Annotated in this window: 24 protein-coding genes; 16 read left to right on the top strand and 8 right to left on the bottom strand. The window is 68.3% G+C overall.

Features of this window, described 5'->3' with window-relative positions; translation table 11 throughout:
• The first annotated feature begins 106 nt into the window (after window positions 1-106).
• Complete coding sequence (locus ACFW16_RS26430) at window positions 107-343, top strand: hypothetical protein (protein WP_380310726.1); 237 nt, start codon at window positions 107-109, stop codon at window positions 341-343.
• 286 nt (window positions 344-629) lie between these two features.
• The gene (locus tag ACFW16_RS26425; RefSeq protein WP_380310724.1) at window positions 630-1,079 is read left to right on the top strand and encodes a hypothetical protein; all 450 of its coding nucleotides are present in this window, start codon (window positions 630-632) and stop codon (window positions 1,077-1,079) included.
• A gap of 60 nt (window positions 1,080-1,139) precedes the next feature.
• Here the strand turns inward: ACFW16_RS26425 and ACFW16_RS26420 are convergent, their stop codons facing one another.
• Window positions 1,140-2,054, bottom strand: a complete 915-nt coding sequence (locus tag ACFW16_RS26420) for a LysR family transcriptional regulator (protein ID WP_380310722.1) — start codon at window positions 2,052-2,054, stop codon at window positions 1,140-1,142.
• Between the two features lie 109 nt (window positions 2,055-2,163).
• On the opposite strand from ACFW16_RS26420, the gene ACFW16_RS26415 reads away from it, so the two are divergent.
• The 6 genes from ACFW16_RS26415 to ACFW16_RS26390 all read left to right on the top strand — a co-directional run bounded on the left by ACFW16_RS26415 (window position 2,164) and on the right by ACFW16_RS26390 (window position 8,259).
• Window positions 2,164-3,453, top strand: coding sequence for a CitMHS family transporter (locus ACFW16_RS26415; protein ID WP_380310720.1), 1,290 nt, complete (start codon window positions 2,164-2,166; stop codon window positions 3,451-3,453).
• Window positions 3,454-4,779 (top strand): acyclic terpene utilization AtuA family protein, encoded by a 1,326-nt coding sequence (locus ACFW16_RS26410; protein WP_380310719.1) that lies wholly within the window; start codon window positions 3,454-3,456, stop codon window positions 4,777-4,779.
• A complete protein-coding gene (locus ACFW16_RS26405) occupies window positions 4,779-5,087 on the top strand; it encodes a hypothetical protein (protein ID WP_380310717.1) in 309 nt (102 codons plus the stop codon). The genes ACFW16_RS26410 and ACFW16_RS26405 overlap by 1 nt, the downstream gene beginning before the upstream one ends.
• A 44-nt stretch (window positions 5,088-5,131) precedes the next feature.
• Complete coding sequence (locus ACFW16_RS26400) at window positions 5,132-7,129, top strand: alpha/beta hydrolase domain-containing protein (RefSeq protein WP_380310715.1); 1,998 nt, start codon at window positions 5,132-5,134, stop codon at window positions 7,127-7,129.
• 83 nt (window positions 7,130-7,212) lie between these two features.
• On the top strand, window positions 7,213-7,839 hold the full coding sequence (locus tag ACFW16_RS26395) for an outer membrane lipoprotein carrier protein LolA (protein WP_380310713.1): 627 nt from the start codon (window positions 7,213-7,215) through the stop codon (window positions 7,837-7,839).
• A gap of 3 nt (window positions 7,840-7,842) precedes the next feature.
• A complete protein-coding gene (locus ACFW16_RS26390) occupies window positions 7,843-8,259 on the top strand; it encodes a GNAT family N-acetyltransferase (RefSeq protein WP_380310711.1) in 417 nt (138 codons plus the stop codon).
• A gap of 22 nt (window positions 8,260-8,281) precedes the next feature.
• Here the strand turns inward: ACFW16_RS26390 and ACFW16_RS26385 are convergent, their stop codons facing one another.
• Entirely contained in the window at window positions 8,282-9,124 is an 843-nt protein-coding gene (locus tag ACFW16_RS26385; protein ID WP_380310709.1) for a hypothetical protein, read from the bottom strand.
• Between the two features lie 765 nt (window positions 9,125-9,889).
• Here ACFW16_RS26385 and ACFW16_RS26380 point away from each other — a divergent pair.
• The 4 genes from ACFW16_RS26380 to ACFW16_RS26365 all read left to right on the top strand — a co-directional run bounded on the left by ACFW16_RS26380 (window position 9,890) and on the right by ACFW16_RS26365 (window position 16,082).
• Entirely contained in the window at window positions 9,890-10,540 is a 651-nt protein-coding gene (locus ACFW16_RS26380) for an MSMEG_1061 family FMN-dependent PPOX-type flavoprotein (protein ID WP_380310707.1), read from the top strand.
• A 228-nt stretch (window positions 10,541-10,768) separates the two neighbouring features.
• A complete protein-coding gene (locus ACFW16_RS26375; RefSeq protein ID WP_380310705.1) occupies window positions 10,769-11,152 on the top strand; it encodes a hypothetical protein in 384 nt (127 codons plus the stop codon).
• Between the two features lie 184 nt (window positions 11,153-11,336).
• Window positions 11,337-11,804, top strand: a complete 468-nt coding sequence (locus tag ACFW16_RS26370) for an NUDIX domain-containing protein (RefSeq protein WP_380310703.1) — start codon at window positions 11,337-11,339, stop codon at window positions 11,802-11,804.
• An 852-nt stretch (window positions 11,805-12,656) separates the two neighbouring features.
• Window positions 12,657-16,082 carry a glycosyltransferase family 9 protein gene (locus tag ACFW16_RS26365; protein WP_380310701.1) on the top strand — a complete coding sequence of 1,142 codons (3,426 nt, stop codon included), beginning with the start codon at window positions 12,657-12,659 and terminating at the stop codon, window positions 16,080-16,082.
• Between the two features lie 22 nt (window positions 16,083-16,104).
• Here ACFW16_RS26365 and ACFW16_RS26360 read toward each other — a convergent pair whose 3' ends face one another.
• Window positions 16,105-16,740, bottom strand: coding sequence for a uridine kinase (locus ACFW16_RS26360; protein WP_380310699.1), 636 nt, complete (start codon window positions 16,738-16,740; stop codon window positions 16,105-16,107).
• 345 nt (window positions 16,741-17,085) lie between these two features.
• Window positions 17,086-17,739, bottom strand: a complete 654-nt coding sequence (locus ACFW16_RS26355; protein WP_380310697.1) for an adenylyltransferase/cytidyltransferase family protein — start codon at window positions 17,737-17,739, stop codon at window positions 17,086-17,088.
• Between the two features lie 327 nt (window positions 17,740-18,066).
• Between ACFW16_RS26355 and ACFW16_RS26350 the strand changes: the two genes are divergently transcribed.
• On the top strand, window positions 18,067-18,474 hold the full coding sequence (locus tag ACFW16_RS26350) for a DUF6165 family protein (RefSeq protein ID WP_380310695.1): 408 nt from the start codon (window positions 18,067-18,069) through the stop codon (window positions 18,472-18,474).
• 224 nt (window positions 18,475-18,698) lie between these two features.
• Here the strand turns inward: ACFW16_RS26350 and ACFW16_RS26345 are convergent, their stop codons facing one another.
• Together ACFW16_RS26345 and ACFW16_RS26340 are read right to left on the bottom strand one after the other, a co-directional pair.
• A complete protein-coding gene (locus tag ACFW16_RS26345; RefSeq protein ID WP_380310693.1) occupies window positions 18,699-19,172 on the bottom strand; it encodes a GNAT family N-acetyltransferase in 474 nt (157 codons plus the stop codon).
• A 14-nt stretch (window positions 19,173-19,186) separates the two neighbouring features.
• Window positions 19,187-19,588: an SET domain-containing protein gene (locus ACFW16_RS26340; protein ID WP_380310691.1), complete on the bottom strand. Its 402-nt coding sequence runs from the start codon at window positions 19,586-19,588 to the stop codon at window positions 19,187-19,189.
• A gap of 210 nt (window positions 19,589-19,798) precedes the next feature.
• Here ACFW16_RS26340 and ACFW16_RS26335 point away from each other — a divergent pair, with 210 nt between their 5' ends.
• Entirely contained in the window at window positions 19,799-20,578 is a 780-nt protein-coding gene (locus ACFW16_RS26335; protein WP_380310689.1) for a gamma-glutamyl-gamma-aminobutyrate hydrolase family protein, read from the top strand.
• 69 nt (window positions 20,579-20,647) lie between these two features.
• Here the strand turns inward: ACFW16_RS26335 and ACFW16_RS26330 are convergent, their stop codons facing one another.
• The gene (locus ACFW16_RS26330; protein ID WP_380310687.1) at window positions 20,648-22,450 is read right to left on the bottom strand and encodes a chloride channel protein; all 1,803 of its coding nucleotides are present in this window, start codon (window positions 22,448-22,450) and stop codon (window positions 20,648-20,650) included.
• 103 nt (window positions 22,451-22,553) lie between these two features.
• Between ACFW16_RS26330 and ACFW16_RS26325 the strand changes: the two genes are divergently transcribed.
• The gene (locus tag ACFW16_RS26325) at window positions 22,554-22,970 is read left to right on the top strand and encodes a MarR family winged helix-turn-helix transcriptional regulator (protein WP_380310685.1); all 417 of its coding nucleotides are present in this window, start codon (window positions 22,554-22,556) and stop codon (window positions 22,968-22,970) included.
• Here the strand turns inward: ACFW16_RS26325 and ACFW16_RS26320 are convergent.
• Complete coding sequence (locus tag ACFW16_RS26320; RefSeq protein ID WP_380310683.1) at window positions 22,967-23,509, bottom strand: glutathione peroxidase; 543 nt, start codon at window positions 23,507-23,509, stop codon at window positions 22,967-22,969. The two genes, ACFW16_RS26325 and ACFW16_RS26320, sit on opposite strands and share 4 nt — an antisense overlap.
• A 122-nt stretch (window positions 23,510-23,631) precedes the next feature.
• Here ACFW16_RS26320 and ACFW16_RS26315 point away from each other — a divergent pair, with 122 nt between their 5' ends.
• Window positions 23,632-24,576, top strand: a complete 945-nt coding sequence (locus ACFW16_RS26315) for a 2-hydroxyacid dehydrogenase (protein WP_380310681.1) — start codon at window positions 23,632-23,634, stop codon at window positions 24,574-24,576.
• Window positions 24,577-24,616 lie beyond the last annotated feature (40 nt).

Raw genomic sequence — 24,616 nt, 5'->3', positions numbered from 1 at the left:
AAGGGCGTTAGCTCCGGCGACGTAGGGTGGGTTCGTCGGAGCCAAGACGTGGCCTCCCGCCCCGCCTCTCCTCCGATCTTCGTTGTCCCCTCGATGGAGATCGTCAATGCGCAGGAGCCTTCTGTTCGCCGTTCTCGCGGTGCCCGCCCTGGCCGTCGCCCCCGCCCTGGCCATGGCGCAGACCCAGCCCGCCGCGACGGCACCGGCCGCCACCGCGCCGCACAAGATGAAGACCCACCACACCGCCCGGGTCCATCACAAGGCGGCGACGCATCGCAGCGCCAGCAGCGAACAGGACCAGACCCGCAAGCTGAACGAGGAGCAGCTGAGCAAGGCGAAGTAACCCGGTTCGGACCGCAACAGACCCTCTCCCCCACCCCCCCTTCCGAGGCGAGGGTCGCGGTCCGCGAGGCCCGGTCGCTCAGGCGACCGGGCCTCTTTTTCGTCTGTCGCCAGGATTCGTTTACGGGCTGTCAGATGATGCCTCGGAAACATGAAATATCGTTCATGAAGGCATTTTCCTCGGATCGGTATCGCCGGTCCCGTCGTTAGGGAATGGATCGGTTCGCGTGCCACGGCCGTCTGTGCCGCCGGCCCCGATCTTCAGGCATCCCTCGATGGAGACCTTCATGCGCAGGAGTTTTGTCTTTACCGCCCTCGCCGTGTCGGCGCTGGCCGCCGCGCCCGCCCTGGCCCAGACCGGGACCGAGCCGGCGGTGCCCGGGACGGCGCCGTCGGTCGAGGCTCCCGCAGCGAACATGCCGTCAGAGCCGACCCAGGGCACCCACCATCGGATGCAGTCCTCGAACACCGAGGAGCAGACCCAGGTCCCCCGCCGTCACCGCGGCAGCAGGAGCGCGCAGAACGCGGCGGAGCAGGAGCAGACCCGCCAGCTCAACCAGCAGCAGCTGAGCGCAGGGGCCACGCCGCAGCAGGTCCTGCCCGGCCAGGCTGTGCCCGGCCAGATGGCGCCCGCCCAGCCGATGCAGCCGGGGATGATGGATCAGGCTCCCTCGATGGAGCAGGCTCCGTCGATGGACCAGACCGTGCCGTCGGACGGAACGGCGCCGGCCGAGTAGTCCCGGCAGGCGTTGCCTTGCGGAAAATAGGCCCGGCCGCACCCAGCGGCCGGGCCTTTTTCATGCCCGGGCCGTGGGGTCGGTGCCGGATGCAATGACCGTGTCGCGGAAGGCGGCGGCCGCGGGCGACAGCGTCCGGCCCGCCCGGGTCAGCACCCCGATGTCGCGGGTCACCTCCGGCCCCTGCAGCAGCCGCGTGGTCAGGGCCGGATGGGCCAGCACCGGCAGGGTCAGCACCGGCAGCGCCGTCACCCCCAGCCCGGCCGCCACCAGCGCACCGGCAGTGGCGAGATGCGACACCTCGAACTCGGGCTCCACCGCCACCCCGGCCTGGGCGAAGCCGCGGTCGGTCAGGGGGCGGACGCTGGTGATCCGCGACATGGCGACGAAGGGATGGCCCGCCAGATCGGCCCAGGTCACGGCGCCGGACCGCGCCAGCGGGTGGTCCTGGCGCAGGATGGCGACGAAGCGATCCGACAGGATGCGGGTGAAGTCCACCTTGCCGTCGGGCGCCGGCCGGCCGGCGATGCCGAGATCGGCCTCGCCGCTCAGCACCGCGCCGACCACGCCGTCGAGCAGCGTGTCGATGACGCCGACCGACACACCCGGATGGCTGCGGCGGAACCGATCGATCACCGGCGGCAGCAGCCCGGCCGTGACCGAGGGCAGCCCGGCCACGGCGACCCGGCCGCGGGCCGAGCGGAAATAGTCGCCGAGATCGTCGAGCGAGCTGCGCAGGTCGCCGATCAGCCGGCCGGCGATGGCGGCGAACTCCCGTCCCTGCGGCGTCGGCTCGACCGTCCGGGTGTTGCGGTCGAACAGGCGGACGCCCAGCCGCGCCTCGGCCCGCGCCACCGCCCGGCTGACCGCGGGTTGCGACATGCCCAGCGCCTCCGCCGCCCCACGAAAGCTGCGCAGCCGGTCGACCTGCAGGAACACCTCGATCTCGAACAGCGACAGGTTGATGCGCTTCATGCATCAATCGATGACACAAATTCACTTCCGGTTCCACCACCCGCCGTGGCGTCCTGACGCCGAGCGGCCGCCGACGGAAGGACGGCCGCCCGCAAAGGGGAGGACGCGGATGCTGGCGGCTTTGGGTTTCCTGACCATCGCGGTGTTCCTGGCGCTGATCCTCAGCGGCCGCGTCTCGGTGCTGGTCGCGCTGGTGCTGGTGCCGCTGGCCGGCGGCCTGCTCGGCGGCTTCGGCGCCGGCCTCGGCCCGATGATGCTGGACGGCATCGTCAAGGTCGCGCCGGTCGGCATCATGATCATGTTCGCGGTGCTGTATTTCGGGCTGATGCTCGACACCGGCATCTTCGACCGGCCGATCAGATTCCTGCTGTCCCTGGTGCAGGGCGACCCGGTGCGGCTGTGCCTGATCACGGCGCTGCTGACCATGCTGGTGGCGCTGGACGGCGACGGCGCCACCACCTTCCTGATCACGGTCACGGCCCTCCTGCCCGTGCATCGCCGGCTCGGCATGAACCCGCTGGTGCTGCCCGGCATCATCTGTCTCGCCGCCGGCACCATGAACCTGCTGCCCTGGGGCGGTCCGACGGCGCGGGCGATGGCGGTGCTGAAGACCGACGCCGCGGCCCTGTTCAACCCGGTGATCCCGGCCATGGTCGCCGGCCTCATCTGGGTGTTCGTCGCCGCCTGGCTGATCGGCCGCGGCGAGCGCAAGCGCCTGGGCGTCACCGACGGCGTCGACGCGGTGGCGCTGGTCGAGCCGACCGAGGCCGAGCGCGCGGCGCGGCGGCCGCACCTGGCCTGGTTCAACGCCGCCCTGACCATCGCCCTGATCGTGGCGCTGCTGGCCGGGCTGTGGCCGCTGCCGGTGCTGTTCATCACCGCCTTCGCCATCGCGCTCCTGGTCAACTACCCGCGCTGGGAGCAGCAGCGCGAGCGGCTGGTGAAGCACGCCGACAGCGTCGTCACCGTCACCGCGATGATCTTCGCCGCCGGCATCTTCACCGGCATCCTGGGCGGCACCAAGATGATCGGCGCCATGGCCGAGGCGCTGGTGGCCATCGTGCCCCAGGGTCTGGCGCCGTACCTGTCGCAGATCGTGGCGGTGACCGGCATGCCGCTGAGCCTCGTCTTCACGCCGGACGCCTACTACTACGGCATCCTGCCGGTCTTCGCCGGCACCGCGGGCGCCCTGGGCCAGGACCCGCTGGCGATCGGCCGGGCCGCGATCCTGGGCCAGATGACCACCGGCTTCCCGCTGAGCCCGCTGACTGCCTCGACCTTCATCCTGGTCGGGCTGACCGGGGTGCAGTTGGGCGCCCATCAGCGCTTCATCTTCAAATGGGCCTTCGCCTCGACCCTCGTCATGACGGCCGTCGCCTGGGCCACGGGAGCCATCTGAATGCCGAGGGTGATGCGGATCGGGGCCGGCGCCGGGTTCGCTGGCGACCGGCTGGAGCCGGCGGCGGAGCTGGTGGCGCAGGGCCGGCTGGACGCGCTGGTGTTCGAATGCCTGGCCGAGCGCACCATCGCGCTGGCCCATCGCCGCCGCCGGGCCGATCCCGAGGCCGGCTTCGACCCGCTGCTGGAGCGCCGGCTGCGCCCCGTTCTGCCGGGCGTCGCCGCCCAGGGCATCCGGGTGCTGACCAATATGGGCGCCGCCGACCCGGCGGGCGCCGGCCGCCGCGCCGCCGCGCTGTGCCGCGAGCTGGGCGTGACGATGCGGATCGCGGTGGTGACCGGCGACGACGTGCTGGACCGCATCGACCCTGCCGCCCCGGCGCTCGAGGACGGAAGGCCGCTGGCCGCGCACGGCCCGCTGATCGCCGCCAACGCCTATCTCGGCGCCGACGCCATGCTGCCGGCGCTGGAGGCCGGGGCGCAGCTGGTGATCACCGGCCGGGTCGCCGACCCGTCGCTGTTCGTGGCGCCCTTGGCCTGGCGCTTCGGCTGGGCGCTGGACGATGCCGGCCGCATCGCCACCGCCACCCTGGCCGGCCACCTGATGGAATGCGCGGGCCAAGTCACCGGCGGCTATTTCGCCGATGCCGACGGCAGCGATACGCCCGGCCTGGCCGATCTGGGCTTCCCGATCGCCGAGGTGTCGGCGGCGGGCGGCATCACCGTGACCAAGCTGCCGGGCACCGGCGGCCGGGTCAGCCGCGCCACCGTCACCGAGCAGCTGCTGTACGAGGTCACCGACCCCGGCGCCTATGTCACCCCGGACGTGGTGCTGGACGTCACCGGCGTGTCGGTGACGGAACAAGGTGCCGACCGCGTCGCCGTCGCCGGGGCGCGCGGGAAGGCGCGGCCGGAGACGCTGAAGGTCAGCGTCGCCTATGAGGCGGGCTGGGAGGCCGAGGCCGGCATCTCCTATGGCGGCAGCGGCGCGGTCGAGCGCGGCCGGCGCGCCGCCGAGATCGTGCGCGAGCGCCTGGCCCGCCGCAGCGACATCACCGATCTGCGGCTGGACCTGGTCGGCGTCGATTCGCTGCTGCCGGGCCGGCTGCGCGGGGGAGAGCCCTCAGAGGTCCGGCTGCGGCTGTGCGCCCGCGCCGCCACGGCCGAGGCCGCGGCCGACGCCGCGCGCGAGATCGAGAGCCTCTACACCAACGGCCCGGCGGCGGGGGGGGGCGTGCGCAGCGCCCTGCGCCCGGTCGTGGGCATCGTCTCGACCCTGATCGACCGCCGGGCCGTCAGCCCCGCGATCGAGATCCTGGAGGCATGATGGTCCGCCTGGGGACGCTCGCCCATGCCCGCGCCGGCGACAAGGGCGACACCACCACGCTGAGCGTGATCGCCCGCGACCCGGCCGACTACGACCGGCTGCGCCGCGCGGTGACGGCAGAGCGGGTGGAGGCGCATCTCTGCGGCGCCGCGTCCGGCCGCTTCGCCCGTTTCGAGCTGCCGGGCCTTGCGGCGCTGCATTTCGTCGGGCGCGGCGTGCTGGGCAGCGGCGTCACCACCTCGCTGGCCCTGGACAGCCACGGCAAGTCGCTGTCCTCGGCCCTGCTGGACCTGGAGCTGGACGACTGATCCGGCGCCGCCGGCCGAACCAACACGACAACGGGGGAAGACGCATGAGGGGTTGCATCATCCGCGCCGCGGCGCTGTCGGTCCTTGCCCTTGGCCTGCCCGATCCGGCACAGGCCCGCCTCACCACCCTCACGGTGGAGCGGCGGGAAGCGGCCCCGGCGCAGCCCGGCGCCCCGGCCTATGAGATCCTGCGCGGCCGCTTCCGCGGCGAGCTGGACCCGGCCGACCCGGCCAACGCCATCATCACCGACCTGCGCCAGGCGCCGCGCAATTCCCGCGGCAAGGTCGAGTATTCCGCCACCTTCGCCATCGCCCTGCCGACCGATCCGAAGCAGGCCAGCGGCGTGCTGGTCTACGACGTGCCCAACCGCGGCAACGGCGATGTCGCCGCCGACCCGGAGGGGCACATCCGCGTGGTCAGCGGCTGGCAGGGCGACATCCCGGCCACGGACGGGCTGCAGACCGCGGAGGTGCCGGTCGCGAGCGGCCTGACCGGGCCGGCCTTCGCCCGCTTCACCAACATGAAGGCCGGCAGCCGCAGCCTGCCGATCCTGGTCGGCTTCTCCCGCACCGGTCCCGGGCCGATCCCGGCGACGCTGGACACCCGCCGGGCGCGGCTGTTCCGGCAATCGGCCGACGACCGCCCGGCGATCCCGGTCCCGCCGCGCGACTGGGCCTTCGGCAACTGCGCCGACAGCCCCTTCCCGGGCACGCCCGACCCCGGCTGGATCTGCCTGCGCGGCGGCTTCGACCCGCGCTTCGCCTATGGTTTGGCCTATACCGGCAAGGACCCGAAGGTGCTGGGCATCGGCTTCGCCGCCACCCGCGACCTGACCGCCTTCCTGCGCCATGGCACGGCCGATTCGGCCGGCACGCCCAACCCGGCGGCCGGGCTGGTGCGCTGGACGGTGGCGACCGGAACCTCGCAATCCGGCAACTTCCTGAAGAGCTTCCTCAATCTCGGCTTCAACGCCGACGAGCAGGGCCGGATCGTGTTCGACGGCCTGAACCCGAACATCGCCGCGCGCCAGCTGCCGATGAACATCCGCTTCGGCGTGCCCGGCGGCGCCGCCACCCTGTACGAGCTGGGCAGCGAGGGCACGCTGTGGTGGGCGCAGTACGACGACCGGGCCCGCCGGCGCGGCCCCTCGAGCCTGCTCGACCGCTGCCAGGCGACCGGCACCTGTCCGAAGATCGTCGAGACCTTCGGCGCGGCGGAGCTGTGGGGCCTGCGGATGTCGCCGAACCTGGTCGGCACCGACGCGCGCCGCGACCTGGCGCTGCCGGCCGGTGTGCGGCGCTACTACTTCCCCGGCGTGACCCATGGCGGGTCGGCGATCGGCGGCTTCTCGACCGCCGGCGACCCCGCCTTCCCCGGCTCGCCCGCCTGCGTGATGCCCGGCAACCCGAACCCGTCGGCCATGACCCTGCGGGCGCTGCGCAAGGCGTTGGTCGACTGGGTCCGGTCGAACAGGGAGCCGCCGGCCAGCCGCTATCCGACCCTGGCGGCGGGCGAGCTGGTCGATCCGACATCGCGGGCGATGGGCTGGCCCGCGATCCCGCGCGCGCCGCGGCCGGACGGCAGGCTCAACGTCTTCCTCGACTACGATGTCGGCCGCGGCTTCCGCTATCAGGACCTGAGCGGCGTGCCCGACTTCCTGCCGCCGCGGATCCGGCAGGCGCTGCCGTCGAAGGTCGTGCGGGTCGACGCCGACGGCAACGAGGTCGCGGGCGTGCCGTCGGTCCAGGCGCTGGTGCCGCTCGGCACCTATACCGGCTGGAACGTGCTGGCCCAGGGCTACGGCGCCGGCGGCGGCTGCTCCTTCCTCGGCGGCTTCATCCCCTTCGCCCGGACCAGGGCGGAGCGCATCGCCGCCCACGACCCGCGCCCGTCGCTGCAGGAGCGCTATCGCGACCATGCCGGCTTCGTGGCGCGGGTAAAGGCAGCCGCGGCCGGCCAAGTCGCCGCCGGCTGGCTGCTGCCGGACGACGCCGCCACGCTGGCCGAGCAGGCGGCAGCCAGCGACGTGTTGAAAGACTGAAGCTGGCGGCGGCAAGTCGCCGCCCTGGATATCCGGGGCCGGGTGCCCTACTTGGAACACAGACCCCGTGTATCCGGACGACCATGACCATCTTCCGTTTCATCGCCGCGGCCCTGGCCGCGCTGCTCATCGCCGCCGGGCCGGCCGCGGCCGCGGTCCAGCCGGCCCAGCTGACCGCCCAGGACCGGGCCGACCTGCAGCGGGTGGAGCAGTATCTGGGCAGCCTGACCACGGTGCAGGCGGACTTCGTCCAGACCACCAACAACACCGACCTGTACCGCGGCCATTTCTACCTGAAGCGACCGGGCAAGATGCGGCTCGAATACGAACCGCCGATCGCCTACATGTACATCGCCGACGGCACCTGGCTGACCTATTACGACGCCGATCTGCGACAGCGGAAGGACGTGCCGCTGGGCTCGACCATCGCCGACTTCATCACCCGGGCGAATGTCCGGCTGTCGGGCGACGTCACGGTCACCAAGGTCAGCCGCGGCAGCAACCTGCTGAGCGTCCAGCTGGTGCAGACCGACAAGCCGGAGGACGGCGCCCTGACCCTGAACTTCACCGCCAATCCGATGATGCTGCAGAGCTGGGTGTCGGTGGACCAGCAGGGCAACGTCACCCAGGTCGACCTGACCGGCATCCAGCCGGGGGTACAGCTGGACAACAAGCTGTTCATCGTGCCGCGCGGCAAGGGAAACCGCTGAGCGGTGGCGGACCCGACACCGGAATGGCCGACGCTGGAATGGCGCGGGGCCTTCGGCAATGACGAGCTGAACGCCCTACATGCCGAGTGCTTCGAGCACCCGGTGCTCGACGACGACTGGTGGGGCCAGGTCAACCGGCACAGCCTGGGATGGGTGTGCCTGCGCCGGGCCGGGCGCCTGGCCGGCTTCGTCAACGTCGCCTGGGACGGCGGCGTGCACGCCTTCCTGCTGGACACGGCAGTGACGCCGTCGCTGCAGCGGCAGGGACACGCGACGCGGCTGGTCGCGGAGGCCGTGGCGCAAGCCCGCGCCGCCGGCTGCGAATGGCTGCATGTCGATTTCGACCCGCATCTCCGCGGCTTCTATCTCGACGCCTGCGGCTTCCGGCCGACCGAGGCCGGCCTGGTCCGGCTGCGGTGACGGCGACCGGCACCCCGGCCGGTCACCCGGTGTCGGGTTTTTCCGGCTCCTGGCAGGCGTCGTCGAAGTCGATGCCGAGGGAGGCGCAGAGGCGTTTGGCCGCCCGGACCGGGGGCTCGGCGTCGATCAGCGCCTCGACGTCGGGCTCCTTGAGCCGAGCCTCCAGCCCGGCCTGGAGGGCGGGGACCCGGTCGGCGGCGATACCGTCGAGCGTGTGCTGCATCAGCTCCTGCACCCGGGCCCGGCGCCGCTGGCGGGTCCCGGCCGGGGTGCCGGCCGGCGGCGGCGGATAGGACAGGTCCGACCAGTCGGTGGCCTGGCGGCGCCATTGCTCGGACAGGCCGAGGCCGCAGGCCAGGCCGGCGATGACCGACCCGACCGGCCGGTCCTCGACCCGGTCCTCCGCGTCGCCGTAGAGCTCGTCGAGCTGGTCACGCATGTCGGTGATGCGGAATTCGGCCTGCTCGAGATCCCCGGTCGGCCCGGCGGCATCCCAGATCAGGGCGAACAGGGCCTCGGTGACGTGGTTGCGCTGGCGGGCGCGGCGGGCCTTCCGGTCGGCCTTGTCGCGGGCGCAGAGGTCGCCGGCGGCGCGGCTGCGAAGATCGAGCGAGCGCTGCACCGAACGGGAGAAGCGGCCGAAGGCCATCCCGGCCTCCTGCGCCTCGGCCCTGGCCGCCTGCACCGCGGCCTCGCCGGCCTCGGGCCGGGCGGCCTCGGCCTGCGCTTCAATGGCGCGGGTCCCTTCGGCCTCGGCCAGCTGCATGGCGATCTCGGCCAGGCGCGTGAGCATCCGGACCTGCTGCAGCGCGAGGCTGCGGCAGTAGGCCTGGATGTCGAGATCGGAGTCCGCGCCTGTGTCCATAGAACATATCATGAACGAGATGCGCGGGTTAAGGCAATAGACATTGCGTCAACGCGACCCGCCTCTTCCCCGGATGCTGGTCCCGTCCGGCAGATCGATCCCGATCGCCCGGCCATAAGCCGCCATTGCGCCAATGTCTCCGAAGCGGCCTTCACCCAACCGGACGGGTTCGAGCCTTTGCGGTCACTCTGCCAGCAGGGCGAACCTCGATCGCAAAAGTCAGCCTCACCGCTGCCGCCCCGATGGGGATTGGTGCAACCACTGCTGCCAAATCAGCACGGGACATTTCGGATCTGCTTGTCGATCCATGAATGAATTCTGCTGGCGCACTTATGCGGTCATCGCGTCGGCGTCCCGACACTGGACATTCACTCGAACCCGCAGTACCCGGCCCTTCTTGGTCAGCCCGGACCTCAGAGCGCGCCTGGAACCGGCCATCGCAGCCGGCTCTACGAAGCGGACATGACCGGACGCGACCCTTTGCCGAAGTTCGGGCTGGAATGGCGGAACGGCTGCTCTGTCTTCCCGACCTGCCGGTTGCGCTTGGCCAGAGCGCCGGACGCAGTCTGTCGGGGATGATGGTTGACAAACTGAACAGGGGAACGGTTACAACCGTCAATGCTGCTCTTATGCGCCCGTCGACGTCGAATTCGGGTCGGCTGTCAGCCAAAGGTGGTGCAGAGCCGTCGTTGGCGTTGAATTGACAGCTCACGGCAAAACCAGAACACTACGTCTCTGGCCGTCGGCAACAGCGCCAGGGATCTCATGCCAAGCGACAGGACGAATCTCCGGGATCGTTTCCGCGATGTCGTCACCAGCGAGGAGGAGCTCCGCACGGTGGTCGGTTATCCTCCGAAGCGCTCGGTCGATAAGGTCGTGCGTGTCATCGACGACCATAGCCGCCGCTTCATCGCCCACGCGCCCTTCGTCTTTGTGGCATCAGCCGGACCGCAGGGCATGCTCGATGTCTCGCCAAAGGGCGATCCCGCGGGATTCGTCAAAGTTCTGGACGACAGGACCCTCGCCATCCCCGACCGGTTGGGCAACCGCCGGTTCGATACCTTCCGCAACGTCCTGGACAATCCGAATGTCGGGCTGATCTTCGTGATCCCTGGGATCACCTATACTCTCCGGATCAGCGGCAAGGCGATCATCGTTCGCGACCTTGAGCTTCGCGAAGCTATGGTCATCAAGGGCAAGCTGCCGGATCACGTACTCGTTGTCGAAGTGGAATATGTGCTCTCCCACTGCCCGAAATGCATGATTCGTTCAGGATTGTGGGAGCCGGAGGCTTGGCCGGACACCGGTGACCTGCCGACGTTTGCGGAGACGTTGATAGCACACGCAAGTCTCGCGGAGACAGTCGACGAGATGCAGGCGTTCATAGACAAGAGCAATCGCGAGCGGCTGTACTAGGAAATCGTCGCCAGCGGTTGAGTTGACTGCTCGGAGTGGCGGCGAGGGTTTAGCACGCACACCCGATGTTCGCTCCTGGCGCACATGAGCCGTTTTAGGTGGCCCTGCGTACGACCGCATTCCGCCCACGCCGGACTCTCGCACCAGACCCGTGGCGTTACCCCGCTTTCTTCATGGTAGGCATGCTTCGTTTCGGCATGCCGAACCAGAAGGAGTCAGCGCAATGAAGTGCCTGCGCATCTATGCCACCCGGATGGCGAGTCGCATTTCGACGAAGTCGAATTGCCGACGACGAAGAGGTCGGTGCACCCCGATGCCGTGCCGTTCGAGGTTTCGGCCAGTTATCAGGCGTCCCGCGTCCGCCTCACCCGCATCCCGGCGGGCATGCGCGAGGTTGCTTGGCATACGGTCCCAGAGCCGGTGCTTACGGTCAGGCTGGATGGTTCGGTTGAATACGAGACGAGCGACGGAGAGGTGCGCCACGTCCAGGCGGGCAGCTTCGTGCTGGTGGAGGACACACACGGCAAGGGCCATCTGTCACGCCATTCCGCAGAGGCGCAAACTGTCATCTGGATTTCACTACCGAACGGCCTCGATTTGCCGCCCGCATAGTCCGTCTGGGCACGCTGTCGGCGCCGCTGCCGAGAGTCTGTTTCCCGCCCATCGCTGTCGTCGATCGCGCCAATTGGAGACGTCGGACCGGGATCTCCGAAGCGGACACCACGGGGGTGCGGGCCGGTTGCTGACACGGACGAGATCAAGCAGTCTGCGTCACTGGTTCAGATCCGGGGGCACAATGCAGGAAATCCCGATCAGAAGCTTCGCCGTTTCGGTCGTGGTCTTGAGGCCCAACGGCTTGAGACGTGACGTGCTGCTTCTCCGGCGGACTCGTTCCCTTGCGGGAGAGTGGTTCCAGGTGACCGGCGCTATCGAGCCGGGTGAGACGGCCTGGCAGGCTGCATTGCGCGAGGTCGAGGAGGAAACGGGCCTAGCTCTGGAGCAACTCTATTCGGCCGACATCTGCGAGCAGTTCTACGAGGCCGATCGCGACGCTATCAGCCTCCTGCCGGTGTTCGTAGGCTTTGCACGGCAGGAAGCCGAAGTCCGACTGAACGCCGAGCACAGTGAAGCGCGGTGGGTATCGTTTGCCGAAGCCTCGGGGATGGTCCCATTCGCGGGGCAGCGGAACGTGCTGAGGCATATCGAGAGCGAGTTCGTCGCTCGCGAGCCCAACCGCTGGCTGCTGGTTTATCCTGAAGGCTGAAAGCACAAGTGCTCCCGTCAGCGCTGCCCGGCTGAAGGGCGCCAGAAGGAGAACGTCCTGAGGGCTCCGCTGAATGACGGGCTCAGCTTGGGCATGGGACGCTCCTGCAAGTTCGGTCGGCCGGACCAGGCAACAGTGGCCCAGTCGTTGGCGAATGTCAGCCTGCACCTCTCGGCTACGGCGCCCTATACGGACGCCGCTCTCCGGCCGCGTTGCGCGGGCTCCGGCGCCCACAAGCGGCCGCCGCACCGGCGTCTCAAGCCAGCCCGCGGCATCGCGACGCGAATTGCGCTTCGCGACCGCTCCTGGCCCGAGAGATCTGCGGTTCGTCCAGCCATCGTTTCGCAGATTCAGTGGCGACGGCCGCGCGAGCCCAGCGTTCCGGCCCGGCCGTTGAGCCTCGCGATGGCGCCTCCCAGCTGCGCTCCGCCCGAAGCAGTTGCGCACGGATCCAACGCCTGCCCGGCCGGGCCATAGGCCTCGACTGTCTCCGACAGCACCTGGCTGCGCGTGGAATCGTCCCCCTCGTCCCGATCTGGCATTATGATTTCGAGGTCTCGTGCTTGGCGTAGTTGTCACTTCGGAATCTGATTTCGTTCACGCGCATAGAATTCGGTCGTCACCCGGGGTTCCGGCTGAGGCATGATCCCCTGACGAACGTTTCGATTCGGAGGGCCGAGATATGGCTGTCGAGGGACGTGAGCAGAGCGATGTGCTGCATGGCACAGGTTTGGCTGTTTGGTCTGTGACAGTCGTGTCTCGGTTTGAAGGTCTGATGTCCGCAGACCGGCCTACCATATGCCGGTCCGATACCTTGTCGGTGCGATCGGCTGTTATCTCGGGTCACTGACGATGCAGATCCTCGGCCTTTTCCCGATTACAGGGACACTCAGGAGGTTTCGCGCCGGCGCCTCAAGAGAACGACTCTCGAGGGGCGATCGGGCAAATATTCTCGCTGCGGAGGCGGCACGCGATTCCGGGCTCTGGCGAGATGCCGCCGAGCTTTTCGAGAGCTTTGCAGAAAATTATCCGGACCGGCACGATATCAGAATTCAAATAGGCAACTGCGCAAAAGAAAGCGGTCACTACGGAAAGGCATATGAAGCATTCCGCTCGGTGCTGGGCACGGAATTCGGGCGCGACGCTGAACTTCAGATCGGGCACCTGTTCAAGGTTACGGGAAATTTCAGGGCAGCCAAAGCCGCATTCGAACGCGCCAAGGCGCTTGGAGACAAGGACGCCGCCCGAGAATGTGAATCCTTCGGCCCTTCCTGGCTCGCCACCGTACGGTTTTCAAAGGAAGCGCCGACCTCAGAACGGCCATTGCCCTCTGAAGGATTTCGAGATTTGCTTATGGCAGATTTCGAGTTCGAGATTACTTCACCGACAACTCGTAGGTTAGCAGAGCTATCACTTGCTCTTGGCGAGACGACCCTGGCCAGGGGCTTTTACGAACTCGCGTATCTTTCGTCTACCGGCCAGCAAAAGCGGTCGGATGAGATCGCAATCGCTATCAAAACCAGCCTCTGGTCGCCGGATCACATCTTGGCGATGCAACATGCAGAGCGAACTCTACAGGGCTGCTGTCCTTCAGATGCTCGCGATCGCGTGCATCGTCTCATCGCCGCCGCCTTGGCAGAGCCGGGAGACGACGGTGAAGGCAGGCCGACCTGCACCAAATTTCTTCCCGTGTCCGAACCACGTCCGAACGCGTTCGACGGCGAGGAAGCGGACGCGACCCTGTCGACATTGGTCGCCGCGATCACAAAAGTCTACGAGGCGTTCAGCCACTACGACGGCCGTGATCCGTCGGGTCTCGTCGACTCGATCCGGGATCTCCGGCTTCACATTCGCCCGATCCTGAGCAACGTCGCCTTCGCCGTGACATGCACTGCGAGATCCTATCGTCTTCACGCCACCCGGATCTTGCACGATCGAACAGCCCTCTGGCTCGCTCAGATCGAGGATGCCTATCTGGGATCCCGCGCTGCACCGACGCTGATCACGGCCTTTCTTTCGTCGGGCCGCAATGCGGTGGCCGAGCGTCTCTCCACACAAGGTTCGCCGGCAGCGCTCTTCGATGAGATGACAGCGATGTTGGCGGGCTTCCGGGAACCGGCAGAGAAGCACGATCGCGTGCTGACGCGCGTCCTGACGATCACGGCCCCCGACCTCTCCCTCGAGGACGTGCGAAGCCTCTTCGAGGAAGCCTTGCGGCGCCACTTCTTTTCGACCGCAGTGGCGCTGGTAGAACGGCAAATGGCCTATGCGGATGCCGACGTCGTCGAGATCGCGACCCGGCTCAAGCAGGCCGGGGAAGCACACCATGCCCTCGCACTGCTGGAGCGCCATCTGGATGAGGGCGGGGCGAGCTGTGCCGCACGGATCGAAAAGGCACTGGTCGCAAAAACATGTGCGGATTTCGTCACCGCGGCCCGCCTTCTTGAAGCCTGCTTGAGCGAACAGCCCGACAACGAATTCATCAAACGCGAACTGATTGCGGTCCTGCCCGAACTCGAGCCGATCGAGGCAATTCTGGCCAGATACCGCGGCGACGCAGCCTTCATGCGTCTGGCGAGTGAGCGGCAGGCCTACCGGCTTCAGATGCCCGCACAGGAGCAGGGCGATCGTATCGGCATGTCCTTCGTCGAGGACGGGGTGAGAGTCGTCGATCTTGCACCGGAGATTGCGACAGAGTTCCTGCCCCAGCAGAGCGGAGAGGCTCGCGAGGGGATTGATCTGATCCAGGTCGGCTGGCAGACGAAACGGGGACCCGGCCTGGGCGAAACCCGCCCATTGCTTCGGCGCCACGACTTCGTTCGGGTCCGGACCGCGTTTCGCGAACCGATCGTGCGCTTGAGGGCCCGGATCGATGGGCGAACGGTGGGCACGACGACCGGTGTGATGCTGCAGAGCGGTTCGCCACGCAACCAGCTTCGGCACTCAATGTTCAATTGCTGGATTGATCTCTCTGAGGTTTCGGAAGGTCTGCATGAACTCCAACTCTATTTCGAGGAGGCCGGAGGAGGGTACCGAACTTACGAGCAGAAAGTCTGGGTGGATCCCTCGCCGCCTTCGAGGGAAGCCTTGGCATCCACAGCCACGGTGGACCTGTCCGGGGACAATCGTCCGGGCTCTCTCGAGGAACGCATCTCCCGCCAGCCGAGCGCCGTATTCAAGGGCGCGCGACAGCTGTTGGAGCCACCACGCCGAATTCTCGTAATGCGCGTGGATCAACTCGGAGACCTGATCACATCGCTCCCGGCGATGCTGCGCCTGAGAGACTGCTTCCCTGAAGCAGAGCTCTCGTGTCTCGTGTCGCCCAACTATGTCTCCGTCGTCCAGGAATTGGGTATCTTCGCCGAGATCTTCACACTCGACTTCCCCTATGAACAGAGCGTGGCGAAGCGGCACGTCACGCTGGCCAGGCAGGCCGAACTTCGGCGGCAACTCGGTTCGCGTGGCTTCGACATCGCCATCGATCTCTGTTTCGGGCACATGTCACGACCGCTCCTGCGTCTCGCGCAGGCCCGGTTCACGGTGGGCTTCTGGCCCCAGGAGTTCCCTTGGCTCGATTTCGGAATGGACGTGAGGTCCCGCGACGTCGGTACCGGCCGCTACCGGCTGCCGCAACAAGCGGTCTGCACCATGCTGATCGACGGCCTGGCGTCGCTCGCCCGGCACACGGCCGTCCAGCAACCCCAGCGCGAATCGGACTGGAGCGTCTTGCAGCAGTTCGGCATCGTGCGCGGGACACCTTTCATTGTGGTTCACACGGGAGGAAGGACGCGAAGCCGCAAATGGCCGATCCCGCATTTCGTTGCACTGGCACAGATGATTGTGGAGCGGACAGGGTCGCGCGTGCTTGTGATCGCGGACGATCCAGCGGATTTCGACGACGCCGGTCGCAGACGCCTGGCGCATGATGGTGTCCATCTTATCGAGCACCGGCTTCCGTTTGCCGTTCTCGACACTCTCCTGTCCGTGTGCACGCTGTTCGTAGGGAACGATTCAGGTCCGAAACATCTGGCGGCCTTTCGCGGTACCCCGGTGGTGAGCATCCACGGAGGGCCCATCAATTGGGGCGAGTGGGGGCAGGACGGCGTGGGCCGGATCGTCGTCCATCGCGTCCCGTGCTCCGGCTGTGGAATCGAGCTCGTCGAGGAATGTGGAAAAGGTTTGGCTTGTCTCGACAGCATTACGCCCGAGACGGTGTTTGGAGCCGTGCGGGAAGAGATGCTTCAGAGCGTGGGCGAACGGGCAGGGCACGGGCGCTGAGGGGCCTCAAGGACACGAGCGCTCACGAGGATCGGGCCTCGAGCTTCTTGAAACGGTATTGCTCGTCAATTTCAACGCAAAGGTGTGCATGCCGGCCCTGTGGCGCGATGTGCTTCGCGTAGTCGGCCTCAAGACCAATGAACTTCCGCACGATCTCCTCGTAACCGAAGCCGAGGCCCTCCTCCCGTCGCCGGCGGTTCTCGAACAGTGTTTGTCGTGAAGCATCGAGGAACATGCAAAGGGGAGTGGTGCCGAGCAATGTGTCGTGCAGCGCCATCGCTCCCTCGATGATCAGGCAATCCCCCAGCCTCAGGACGCCAGCATCGTGGGACGTTCCGGTAACCTTGTCGTAGGTGCGAATGGGCACGTCGTGCCCCTCGAGCAGGAGATCGATGTCGCGTCTCGCCTGCGCGAGGCCAAATGCGCTCGGATGGTAAGCTGACAATCCTGCACGAGCGCGTTCTGCACGCGGCATGAAGTAGCTGTCCAGTTCGAAGACCGTAGCATCGATCCCTTCACGGCGGAGGCGGTCCGCCAGTTCCGACGCGAAGGTCGACTTCCCGGTGCATCCGGCCCCCGCGATCGCGAGTCGTTTCGCAGAGGACATGTGCGCGATCAGCTTTTCCAGGATCATCGCGCGTAGATCGATCGCCTGCATCCGACCATCCTCGATTCATGTCTCAGACGCTTCCTGCCTGAACGCCAAGGAGGCACGACACGGCCGAAATCTGCCCTCGGCACTGCCTGTAATGTTCATTTCTGTCTCGCCTTACGGCTGAAATCCGACCAACGATCAGACACCGAGCCGAAAGCTTAGCAAGCCAATCATGCCAAATCATGATGTCTTTGAAGTGAAACAGGCCTACAATTTTGGGTCTGGCACTCCTGACGACGATCAGGCTGTGCCCAGGAGCCTTGCCTCGAGAAGGTGAAGGTCGGGGTGCGACGACCCGCCTGAACTCTGCAGGATGCCGAGCCGCCCTGTGGGCGGCTCGGCATCCGCTCAGGCCGGAGTCACCCGTTCCCGGTAGAGAAGGTGCCGATCGGCGTAAGCCAGGAGGCGGGGATCGATGCCGTCGCAAGCACTGTTTCTGCGGTCGAATTGCCCACGCAGAGCGGATGAACTCAGCATGAGGGTTTCGACACAGATGCTCTGGCTGAGCATGGTCAGGTCGAGATCGTCGGGATTCAGGCCACGAGTGCCCACAACGTGCGGCAAATGCCAGAGTTCTCGCGGATAGGTCGCTGCATGACCGTCGGATCTGGTGAAATAATCGGCGCCCCTGAGCATCCAAAGCTCATGATTCGGCGGCCAATGCCTCCGAAGGCGTTCGACGAGCGGGGAGAACGAATAGGCACCCGAAATCCAGGCGTCCTCGGGCGCCTCCTGATAGAACTCTTCAGGAATGATCGACATGTACGACGGATCGATCATCAGCCTGAGCATCGATCTCCGGTGAACGATTGAAACAAGTTGGTTCCTCTTCGCATCGTTGAAAGAGTTGACATAGAATAAAACGCGATCGATTCCCGCCAAGGATTTCGAGCGGGCAGCAAGATTGACGTGGCCGGCATGCGGAGGATTGAACGAACCCGGGAAAAGCCCAATCCTGACTGTCCCCTCCGGCAGACTGATCTCGTCCGCGAGCAGTTCCAAATCCCCCTCCCCCCAAGGCGCGCGCCATGCGGCGCGACTGAACTTGCCCGCAGAACACCGGTTTGACAACCGCGGCTGACCGAGCCAGGTCGCTCGCTCAAGGTTACAGCCCGGCGGACGGGCGTCGGCTCAGGCTGATCTGTGACATGGCGGCCGGGCAAGTGGCGGAGATCGGTGACGAGACCGAACCCCATACCTGGCCGATCGCGATCGCCGGACCATCCGTTGCCCCACAGAGGCTCATTCGGACCATTTTTGTAGGCCCTGCGCCTCCGGTCGGGCTACGCTCTCCCCCGTGTACGGAAAGGGACCAGCTGGGGTTTCCAAATGCTTGACGAGCACGTCGTTATCCCGGTCTCGATAGGAGAGGTGTTCGATAAGATCACGATCCTCGAAATCAAGCTTCGCCACGCCCGGTCGGAATCGGCCCGGAGGAACATCGAGCTCGAGCATAGCCTCTTGAAGCAGACGCTCGTTCGCCTGGGATTGACAAGCAACAGCGATTTGACGGAATCGGCGAATTCCTTGCTCCGGGTAAATCAGGCATTATGGAATGTCGAGGACGAACTTCGTGAACTTGAGCGAAAGCAAGACTTCGGAGCAGAGTTCGTTCGGCTCGCCCGAAGCGTCTACGTATTGAATGACGAGCGAGCAGCAATCAAGAGACGGATCAATATTGCCTCAGGGTCCACGATCATTGAGGAAAAGCTCTATGCTGACTATAGGCGAGATTGATTCGATGTCGATCTACGCGAATTGCGTCGGGATCCCAGGCCGATCGACAAACTGACCCGCCCGATCACCGAAGGTCCGGGCTCCGGGCTTGCTGGGGCGAAGAGGAACGTCCGGTCCGGAGGAGAGCGGAAGGCCGCAGAGTGTCAGCTATCGGGACGAAGCCGACAGCGCAGATCTCCGCTCGGTCACGCGGCGCCCGGCCGATCCTCGTCTCGACCCGACGGTCAGCCCTTGACCATGATCACGGTCGGCAGGGCGACGCCGCCGGCCGTCGGCATTTCCTCGCGCCGGACCGGGCGGTAGCCGAGCCTGGCGTAGAACGCCTCGGCATTGGCGTTGGCGCGCACCCGGAAGCGGCGGAAGCCGGCGGCACGTGCCGCGTCCTCCGCCGCCTCGACCATGCGGCGGCCGAGGCCCCGGCCGGCCCGGTCCGGGGCGACGAAGACCTTGCGCAGCCGGGCCACGGCATCGTCGTCCGGCACCCGGCACCAGCCAGCGGTGGCGACCAGGGCGCCATCCGGCGCCTCGGCCACCAGGATGTTGTTGGACAGGAGCTCCCCGGCATAGTCCGGCGCCATGATCAGGGCCACATGCGCCGCGATCTGCGCCGGGCCGTGGATGTCGCCGGCCAGGGCCGAGAAGGACTCGGCCTGCAGCTTGCGCACCGCATCGAGGTCGCCTTCACGGATCGGCCGCAAGACGAGATCCGCGCTCACGACTCCGCCGGTTCCAGCCGGCGCGCCAGCGGGCCGTCCCGCTCCTCCAGGCAGCAGACGAGGTAGTCGCAGGTGATCTCCTCGCCCGCCGCGATGTCGCGGGCGGCCAGGGTCACCGGCCCGGAATTGTCGGTGTTCGGGTCGTCGTCATGGTTCAGGAAGCGGGCGTCGTCGCCGTTCAGCACATAGCCGCCCGGGATATCGGGCGACAGATAGGCGTAGGTCTCGAAGAAGCGGCGCGGCACTTCGGGCAGCGCAGCCACCTCCTCCTCCGGCACCACCCTGTCGACCGCCGGCTCGAACCGCCAGATCGGCGTGCCCTCGGCGATCGGCGCCGCGGCGAACACACCCAGGCCGTGGATCGCGCTGGGCGCGACATAGGTCGGAACCAGGAACATGAGGCCCCCCGCTTTCGCTTTCCGACTCGCTTATAACCACGGATTGCGGTGAGCCGGAAGAGGGCAAACAAGGCCTTGTTGCGGCACGCGGGGCGCATGCGGGGCGTGGGCCGAGCCATGCGCCCGCCGCAGGGCCATTCCCGCCCCCGCGGGGCTGGTCGAAGCCGGCCGGCGCGGCGAAATATGATGCACCGGTCCAGGAGCCTGCCCATGTCCGCATCCCGTCCCGTCGTCGGCATCCCCGCCTGCGTCAAGCCGCTCGGGGCCCACCCGTTCCACGTCGTCGGCGACAAGTACATCCGCGCAGTGTCGGAGGGGGCGGACTGCCTGCCCTTCCTGATCCCGGCGCTGGGCGGCTGGCACGATGTCGACGCGGTGCTGGACCGGGTGGACGGCCTGCTGGTCACCGGCAGCCTGTCCAATGTCGAGCCGCTTCACTATGGCGGCGAGGCCAGCGAGGCCGGCACGCTGCACGACCCGGACCGCGACGCCACCACCCTGCCGCTGATCCGCCGGGCGGTCGAGCGCGGCCTCCCGCTGCTGGCGATCTGCCGCGGACTGCAGGAGCTGAACGTGGTCTGCGGTGGCACCCTCCACCAGCATGTCGAGCGCGTGCCCGGCCGCGCCGACCACCGCGCCGACGAGAGCAAGCCGGTCGAGCTGCAATACGGCCCGGCCCATCCGGTGGCGCTGGCCGAGGGCGGGGCGCTGGCGGCGCTGTTCGGCAGGGCCGAGACCACCGTCAACACCATCCACGCCCAGGGCGTCGACCGGCTGGGCGCCGGCCTGAGGGTCGAGGCGACGGCGCCGGACGGCCAGATCGAGGCGGTGCGGATCGAGGCCGCTCCCTATTTCGGCTTGGCGACGCAGTGGCACCCGGAGTGGCGGTTCCGGGAGAACCCGGATTCGACCGCGCTGTTCCAGGCCTTCGGCCAGGCCGTGCGCCGCTACGCCGCCGACCGCGCCGGCCGCCGGGCCGCGGCGGAGTAGTTTACCGCCATCCCATTCGCGCTGTGATTGCCTCTCCCGCCACGCGGGAGAGGCATTGTCGAGGTAGCCCTACCGCTGGCCCGGGCGCAGCAGCCGGGACCGTTCGATCTCCTCCCGCCGCAGCTTCGCCCGCACCCGCAGCAGGTCCTTGCGGGCGACGATGCCGACCAGCGCGCCATCCTCGCGCCGGGTGACGGGCACGCGGCCGGCATCCGCCTCCGCCATCCGGTCCGCCAGCAGGCCGACCATCTCGTCCGGGTGGCCGAGCACCAAAGGCCCGCCCGAGACGGCGTCGGCCAGGCTGGTGCCGCGCGGCCAGCCGGAGACGGTCCAGCGCAGCACGTCGGCCCGCGCCACCATGCCGACCGGGCGGCCGGCCTCGTCGACCACCGGGTAGCTCTTGTGCCGGGGGCCGCTCTCGTCGGTGAAGAAGGCGACGGCGTCGTCGACCGGCATCGCCGCCGGCAGGGTGTCGACCCGCGCCACCATGACGTCGCCGACGCGGGTCAGCTCGAACGGATCGACGATGTATTCGCGCAGGATGTGGTGGCCGCGCCGGGCGATCTTCTCGGTCAGGATCGACCGCTTCAGCAGCAGCACGGTGACGGCGTAGGCGGCGATGCAGGCGGCCAGCAGCGCCGGCAGCAGCGCCAGGTCGCCGGTCAGCTCGACCGCGAACACGGCGGCGGTCAGCGGCGAGCGCATGGTGCCGCCCATCATCGCCGCCATGCCGAGCAGGGCCCAGACGCCGCTGCCGCCGGGCAGCACCGTGCCCTCGAGCGCGCCGAGCGCCCCGCCCATGATCAGCAGCGGCGCCAGCACGCCGCCCGAGGTGCCGGAGCCGAGCGCGACCGACCAGATCAGCGCCTTCACCACCAGCAGGCGCAGCACGTCGCCCGGCGGCAGGTGGCCGGCCAGCAGGGCGCGGATCGAGTCGTAGCCGACGCCGAGCGCCGCGGGCTCGATCAGCCCGCCGAGGCCGATGGCGACGCCGCCCAACACCGGCCACCACATCCAGTGGATCGGCAGCCGCTCGAACAGATCCTCGAAGCCGTAGACCAGCGCGGTGAGGAGGCCGGAGCCGAAGCCGGCGGCGATGCCGACCCCGATCACCGCGAGGAGCGCCGGGCCGGAGAGGTCGACCATGCCGCTGAAGGCGAAGAGCGGCCCGGCCTCGAACGCCAGCGGGCGCCAGGCCGCGGCGACGATGGCGGCGGTGGCGACCGGGATCAGGCTGCGCGGCTTCCATTCGAACAGCAGCAGCTCGACCGCCAGCAGCACCGCGGCCACGGGCGTGCCGAAGATCGCGGTCATGCCGGCGGCGGCGCCGGCGACCAGCAGGGTCTTCCGCTCCGCCGCCGTCAGGTGGAACAGCTGGGCGAACAGCGACCCCAGCGCGCCCCCGGTCATGATGATCGGGCCTTCGGCGCCGAACGGGCCGCCGGTGCCGATCGAGACGGCGGAGGACAACGGCTTCAGCACCGCCACCTTGGGCTGGATCCGGCTGCTGCCGATCAGGATCGCCTCGATCGCCTCCGGAATGCCGTGGCCGCGGATCTTCTCCGACCCGTAGCGCGCCATCAGGCCGATGATCAGGCAGCCGACCGGCGGCACCAGCGCCGCGGCGAGGCCCCAGGGCGACCGGCCGAGATCGACCGCGGCGGTCGACAGCCGGCCGAAATAGGCGAGGTTGGTGACCAGCGCGATCAGCTGCAGCAGCGCCCAGGCGGCGGCGGTTCCCGCCGTGCCGACCACCGGCGCCATGGCGATCAGCCTGAGGGCGCCGCGGTCGAAGGTGAAGTCGCCGAGCCTGGCGGAGCGGGTGGGAAGGGCAGCGGGCGCAGGCGCCGCCGGGTCTGCGGGTCTCGACATCGGGCCGGGTTCCGGAGGATCAAGGGACATCCGGTCTTCGAGCCCGGACGCCGGATAAATATCGCAGTACGATATATTTTCAAGAGCGAGGATGCGCGGCGCGATGACCCAGGCCTTGAGCAAGGCGGATTACGAGGCGCTGGCGGCATTCCGCCATGCGCTGCGGCGCTTCCTGGACTTCAGCGGCGAGGCGGCGAAGTCGGCCGGGCTGACGCCGCAGCAGCACCAGGCGCTGCTGGCGATCAAGGGTTTTGTGGGTCGCGACCGGGTGACGATCGGCGAGCTGGCGGAGCAGCTGGTGCAGCGACATCACAGCACGGTCGGGCTGGTCGACCGGCTGGAGGCGCTGGGGCTGGTGCGGCGCGAGGCGGACCCGGCGGACCGACGCCGCGCCCTGGTCGCGCTGACCGACCGGGCCGAGGCGGTGCTGGCCGGCCTGTCCGCCATCCACCGCGCCGAGCTGCGCCGCCTGCGCCCGTCGCTGGCGACGCTGCTGGAACGGCTGGGGACGGAGGGTTAGCGGGCCAGCGCCGCGTCGACCGCCTTCGTCACCTCCGGCCCGGTCGGCTCGGCGGCGCTGGGGAAGGCGGCCAGCAGGGTGCCGTCGCGGCCGATCAGGAGCTTGTGGAAGTTCCATTTCGGCACCGCCGCGGCAGCATCCTGCTGCGCCGCCCAGCGGTACAGCGGATGGGCGTCGGCGCCGACCACCGGCTGCTTGGCCAGCATCGGGAAATCGATGCCGAAGGTGGTCTCGCAGAACTCCTTGATCTGGCCTTCCGAGCCCGGCTCCTGCGCGCCGAAATCGTTCGACGGCACGCCGAGCAGCACGAAGCCGCCGTCGCGGTGCCGGGCCCACAGCTCCTGCAGGCCGGCATACTGCCTGGTGTAGCCGCAGAAGGAGGCGGTGTTGACCACCAGCACCACCTTGCCGGCGAAGGCGTCCGGGGCGAAGGCGCCGCCTTCCAGCTTCGGCAGCGGCACGGCGGACCAGTCGAGCGGCCGGGCCGCGGCGGGGGTCGCGATCATGATCAGCACCAGGGCAAGCAGTCGGGCCAGCATCGACAAGCCTCCGACGGGATGTCCCACGCTGCCCCGCGGCGCCGCCGGGCGCAAGACCCTGATGCCCGCCGCGGACTCCCGTGCTAGGACGGGGCCGATCCCCCGGCGATGGAATCCCGCCCGTGTCCGAAACCGTCCTGCATCTCCACCCCGGCATGCCAGAGGCGTCGCTTCGCCCGATGCGCGAGCGCTTCGACCTGGTCGAGCATTCGCGGGCGAGCGCCGCCGCCGGCCCGCTGCCCCAGGCCGACCGCATCCGCGGCGTGGTCACCATCGGCGTGATCGGCATCGACCGGGCGCTGATCGAGCGGCTGCCGAACCTCGGCATCATCGCCTGCTACGGCTCGGGCTATGAGCGGATCGACGTGGCGGCCGCGCGGGAACGGGGCGTCGCCGTCACCAGCAACACCGGCGCCAACGCCGCCTGCGTCGCCGACATGGCGCTGGCCCTGCTGCTGGCCAGCGTGCGCCGGCTGGGCGAGGGCGACCGCTATCTCCGCGCCGGGCGCTGGACCCGCGCCGCCGCGCCGGCGGAGCTGATCTCAACCGGCCTGGGCGGCCGCCGGGTCGGCATCCTCGGCCTCGGCGCGATCGGCGAGAAGGTGGCGCGCCGCGCCGCCGCCTTCGACATGGAGGTGGCCTACCACAACCGCCGGCCGAAGCCGGGCGTGCCCTGGGCCTGGCATGACAGCCTGGCGTCGCTGGCCGAGTGGGCGGACATCCTGGTCGTCTCCTGCCGCTCGGACGAGAGCACCCGCGGCATCGTCAACCAGCCGGTGCTGGAGGCGCTGGGGCCGCGGGGCCATGTGATCAACATCGCCCGCGGCGAGGTGCTGGACGAACCGGCGCTGATCGCGGCGCTGGAGGCCGGGACCATCGCCGGCGCCGGCCTCGACGGGTTCGAGCACGAGCCCGAGGTGCCGGAGGCGCTGAAGCGGCTGGAGAGCGTGGTGCTGACGCCGCACATCGCCAGCCTGACCGAGGCCGCGCATCGCGAGATGTGCCGGATGACGATCGAGAGCCTGGACAACTTCTTCGCCGGCCGGCCGCTGCCGAACGCGGTGTAGCGCTATGATGGCCCGTCCGTTGCCGACAAAGGGGGACGAG

It is taken from the genome of Inquilinus sp. NPDC058860 (genome assembly GCF_042743185.1).
Lineage (GTDB): Bacteria > Pseudomonadota > Alphaproteobacteria > DSM-16000 > Inquilinaceae > Inquilinus.
Note: the sequence above shows the minus strand (reverse complement) of the source record. Positions and strands in the feature narration are given on the sequence as shown.

Excerpts from the sequence above, each read along its gene's own strand:
- ACFW16_RS26360 (WP_380310699.1), bottom strand. The coding sequence starts at position 16,740 with ATGCAGGCGATCGATCTACGCGCGATGATCCTGGAAAAGCTGATCGCG.
- ACFW16_RS26370 (WP_380310703.1), top strand. The coding sequence starts at position 11,337 with ATGCAGGAAATCCCGATCAGAAGCTTCGCCGTTTCGGTCGTGGTCTTG.
- ACFW16_RS26395 (WP_380310713.1), top strand. The coding sequence starts at position 7,213 with ATGACCATCTTCCGTTTCATCGCCGCGGCCCTGGCCGCGCTGCTCATC.
- ACFW16_RS26400 (WP_380310715.1), top strand. The coding sequence starts at position 5,132 with ATGAGGGGTTGCATCATCCGCGCCGCGGCGCTGTCGGTCCTTGCCCTT.
- ACFW16_RS26380 (WP_380310707.1), top strand. The coding sequence starts at position 9,890 with ATGCCAAGCGACAGGACGAATCTCCGGGATCGTTTCCGCGATGTCGTC.
- ACFW16_RS26415 (WP_380310720.1), top strand. The coding sequence starts at position 2,164 with ATGCTGGCGGCTTTGGGTTTCCTGACCATCGCGGTGTTCCTGGCGCTG.
- ACFW16_RS26410 (WP_380310719.1), top strand. The coding sequence starts at position 3,454 with ATGCCGAGGGTGATGCGGATCGGGGCCGGCGCCGGGTTCGCTGGCGAC.
- ACFW16_RS26420 (WP_380310722.1), bottom strand. The coding sequence starts at position 2,054 with ATGAAGCGCATCAACCTGTCGCTGTTCGAGATCGAGGTGTTCCTGCAG.
- ACFW16_RS26325 (WP_380310685.1), top strand. The coding sequence starts at position 22,554 with ATGACCCAGGCCTTGAGCAAGGCGGATTACGAGGCGCTGGCGGCATTC.
- ACFW16_RS26350 (WP_380310695.1), top strand. The coding sequence starts at position 18,067 with ATGCTTGACGAGCACGTCGTTATCCCGGTCTCGATAGGAGAGGTGTTC.
- ACFW16_RS26425 (WP_380310724.1), top strand. The coding sequence starts at position 630 with ATGCGCAGGAGTTTTGTCTTTACCGCCCTCGCCGTGTCGGCGCTGGCC.
- ACFW16_RS26365 (WP_380310701.1), top strand. The coding sequence starts at position 12,657 with ATGCAGATCCTCGGCCTTTTCCCGATTACAGGGACACTCAGGAGGTTT.
- ACFW16_RS26430 (WP_380310726.1), top strand. The coding sequence starts at position 107 with ATGCGCAGGAGCCTTCTGTTCGCCGTTCTCGCGGTGCCCGCCCTGGCC.
- ACFW16_RS26385 (WP_380310709.1), bottom strand. The coding sequence starts at position 9,124 with ATGGACACAGGCGCGGACTCCGATCTCGACATCCAGGCCTACTGCCGC.
- ACFW16_RS26320 (WP_380310683.1), bottom strand. The coding sequence starts at position 23,509 with ATGCTGGCCCGACTGCTTGCCCTGGTGCTGATCATGATCGCGACCCCC.
- ACFW16_RS26330 (WP_380310687.1), bottom strand. The coding sequence starts at position 22,450 with ATGTCGAGACCCGCAGACCCGGCGGCGCCTGCGCCCGCTGCCCTTCCC.
- ACFW16_RS26335 (WP_380310689.1), top strand. The coding sequence starts at position 19,799 with ATGTCCGCATCCCGTCCCGTCGTCGGCATCCCCGCCTGCGTCAAGCCG.
- ACFW16_RS26405 (WP_380310717.1), top strand. The coding sequence starts at position 4,779 with ATGGTCCGCCTGGGGACGCTCGCCCATGCCCGCGCCGGCGACAAGGGC.
- ACFW16_RS26340 (WP_380310691.1), bottom strand. The coding sequence starts at position 19,588 with ATGTTCCTGGTTCCGACCTATGTCGCGCCCAGCGCGATCCACGGCCTG.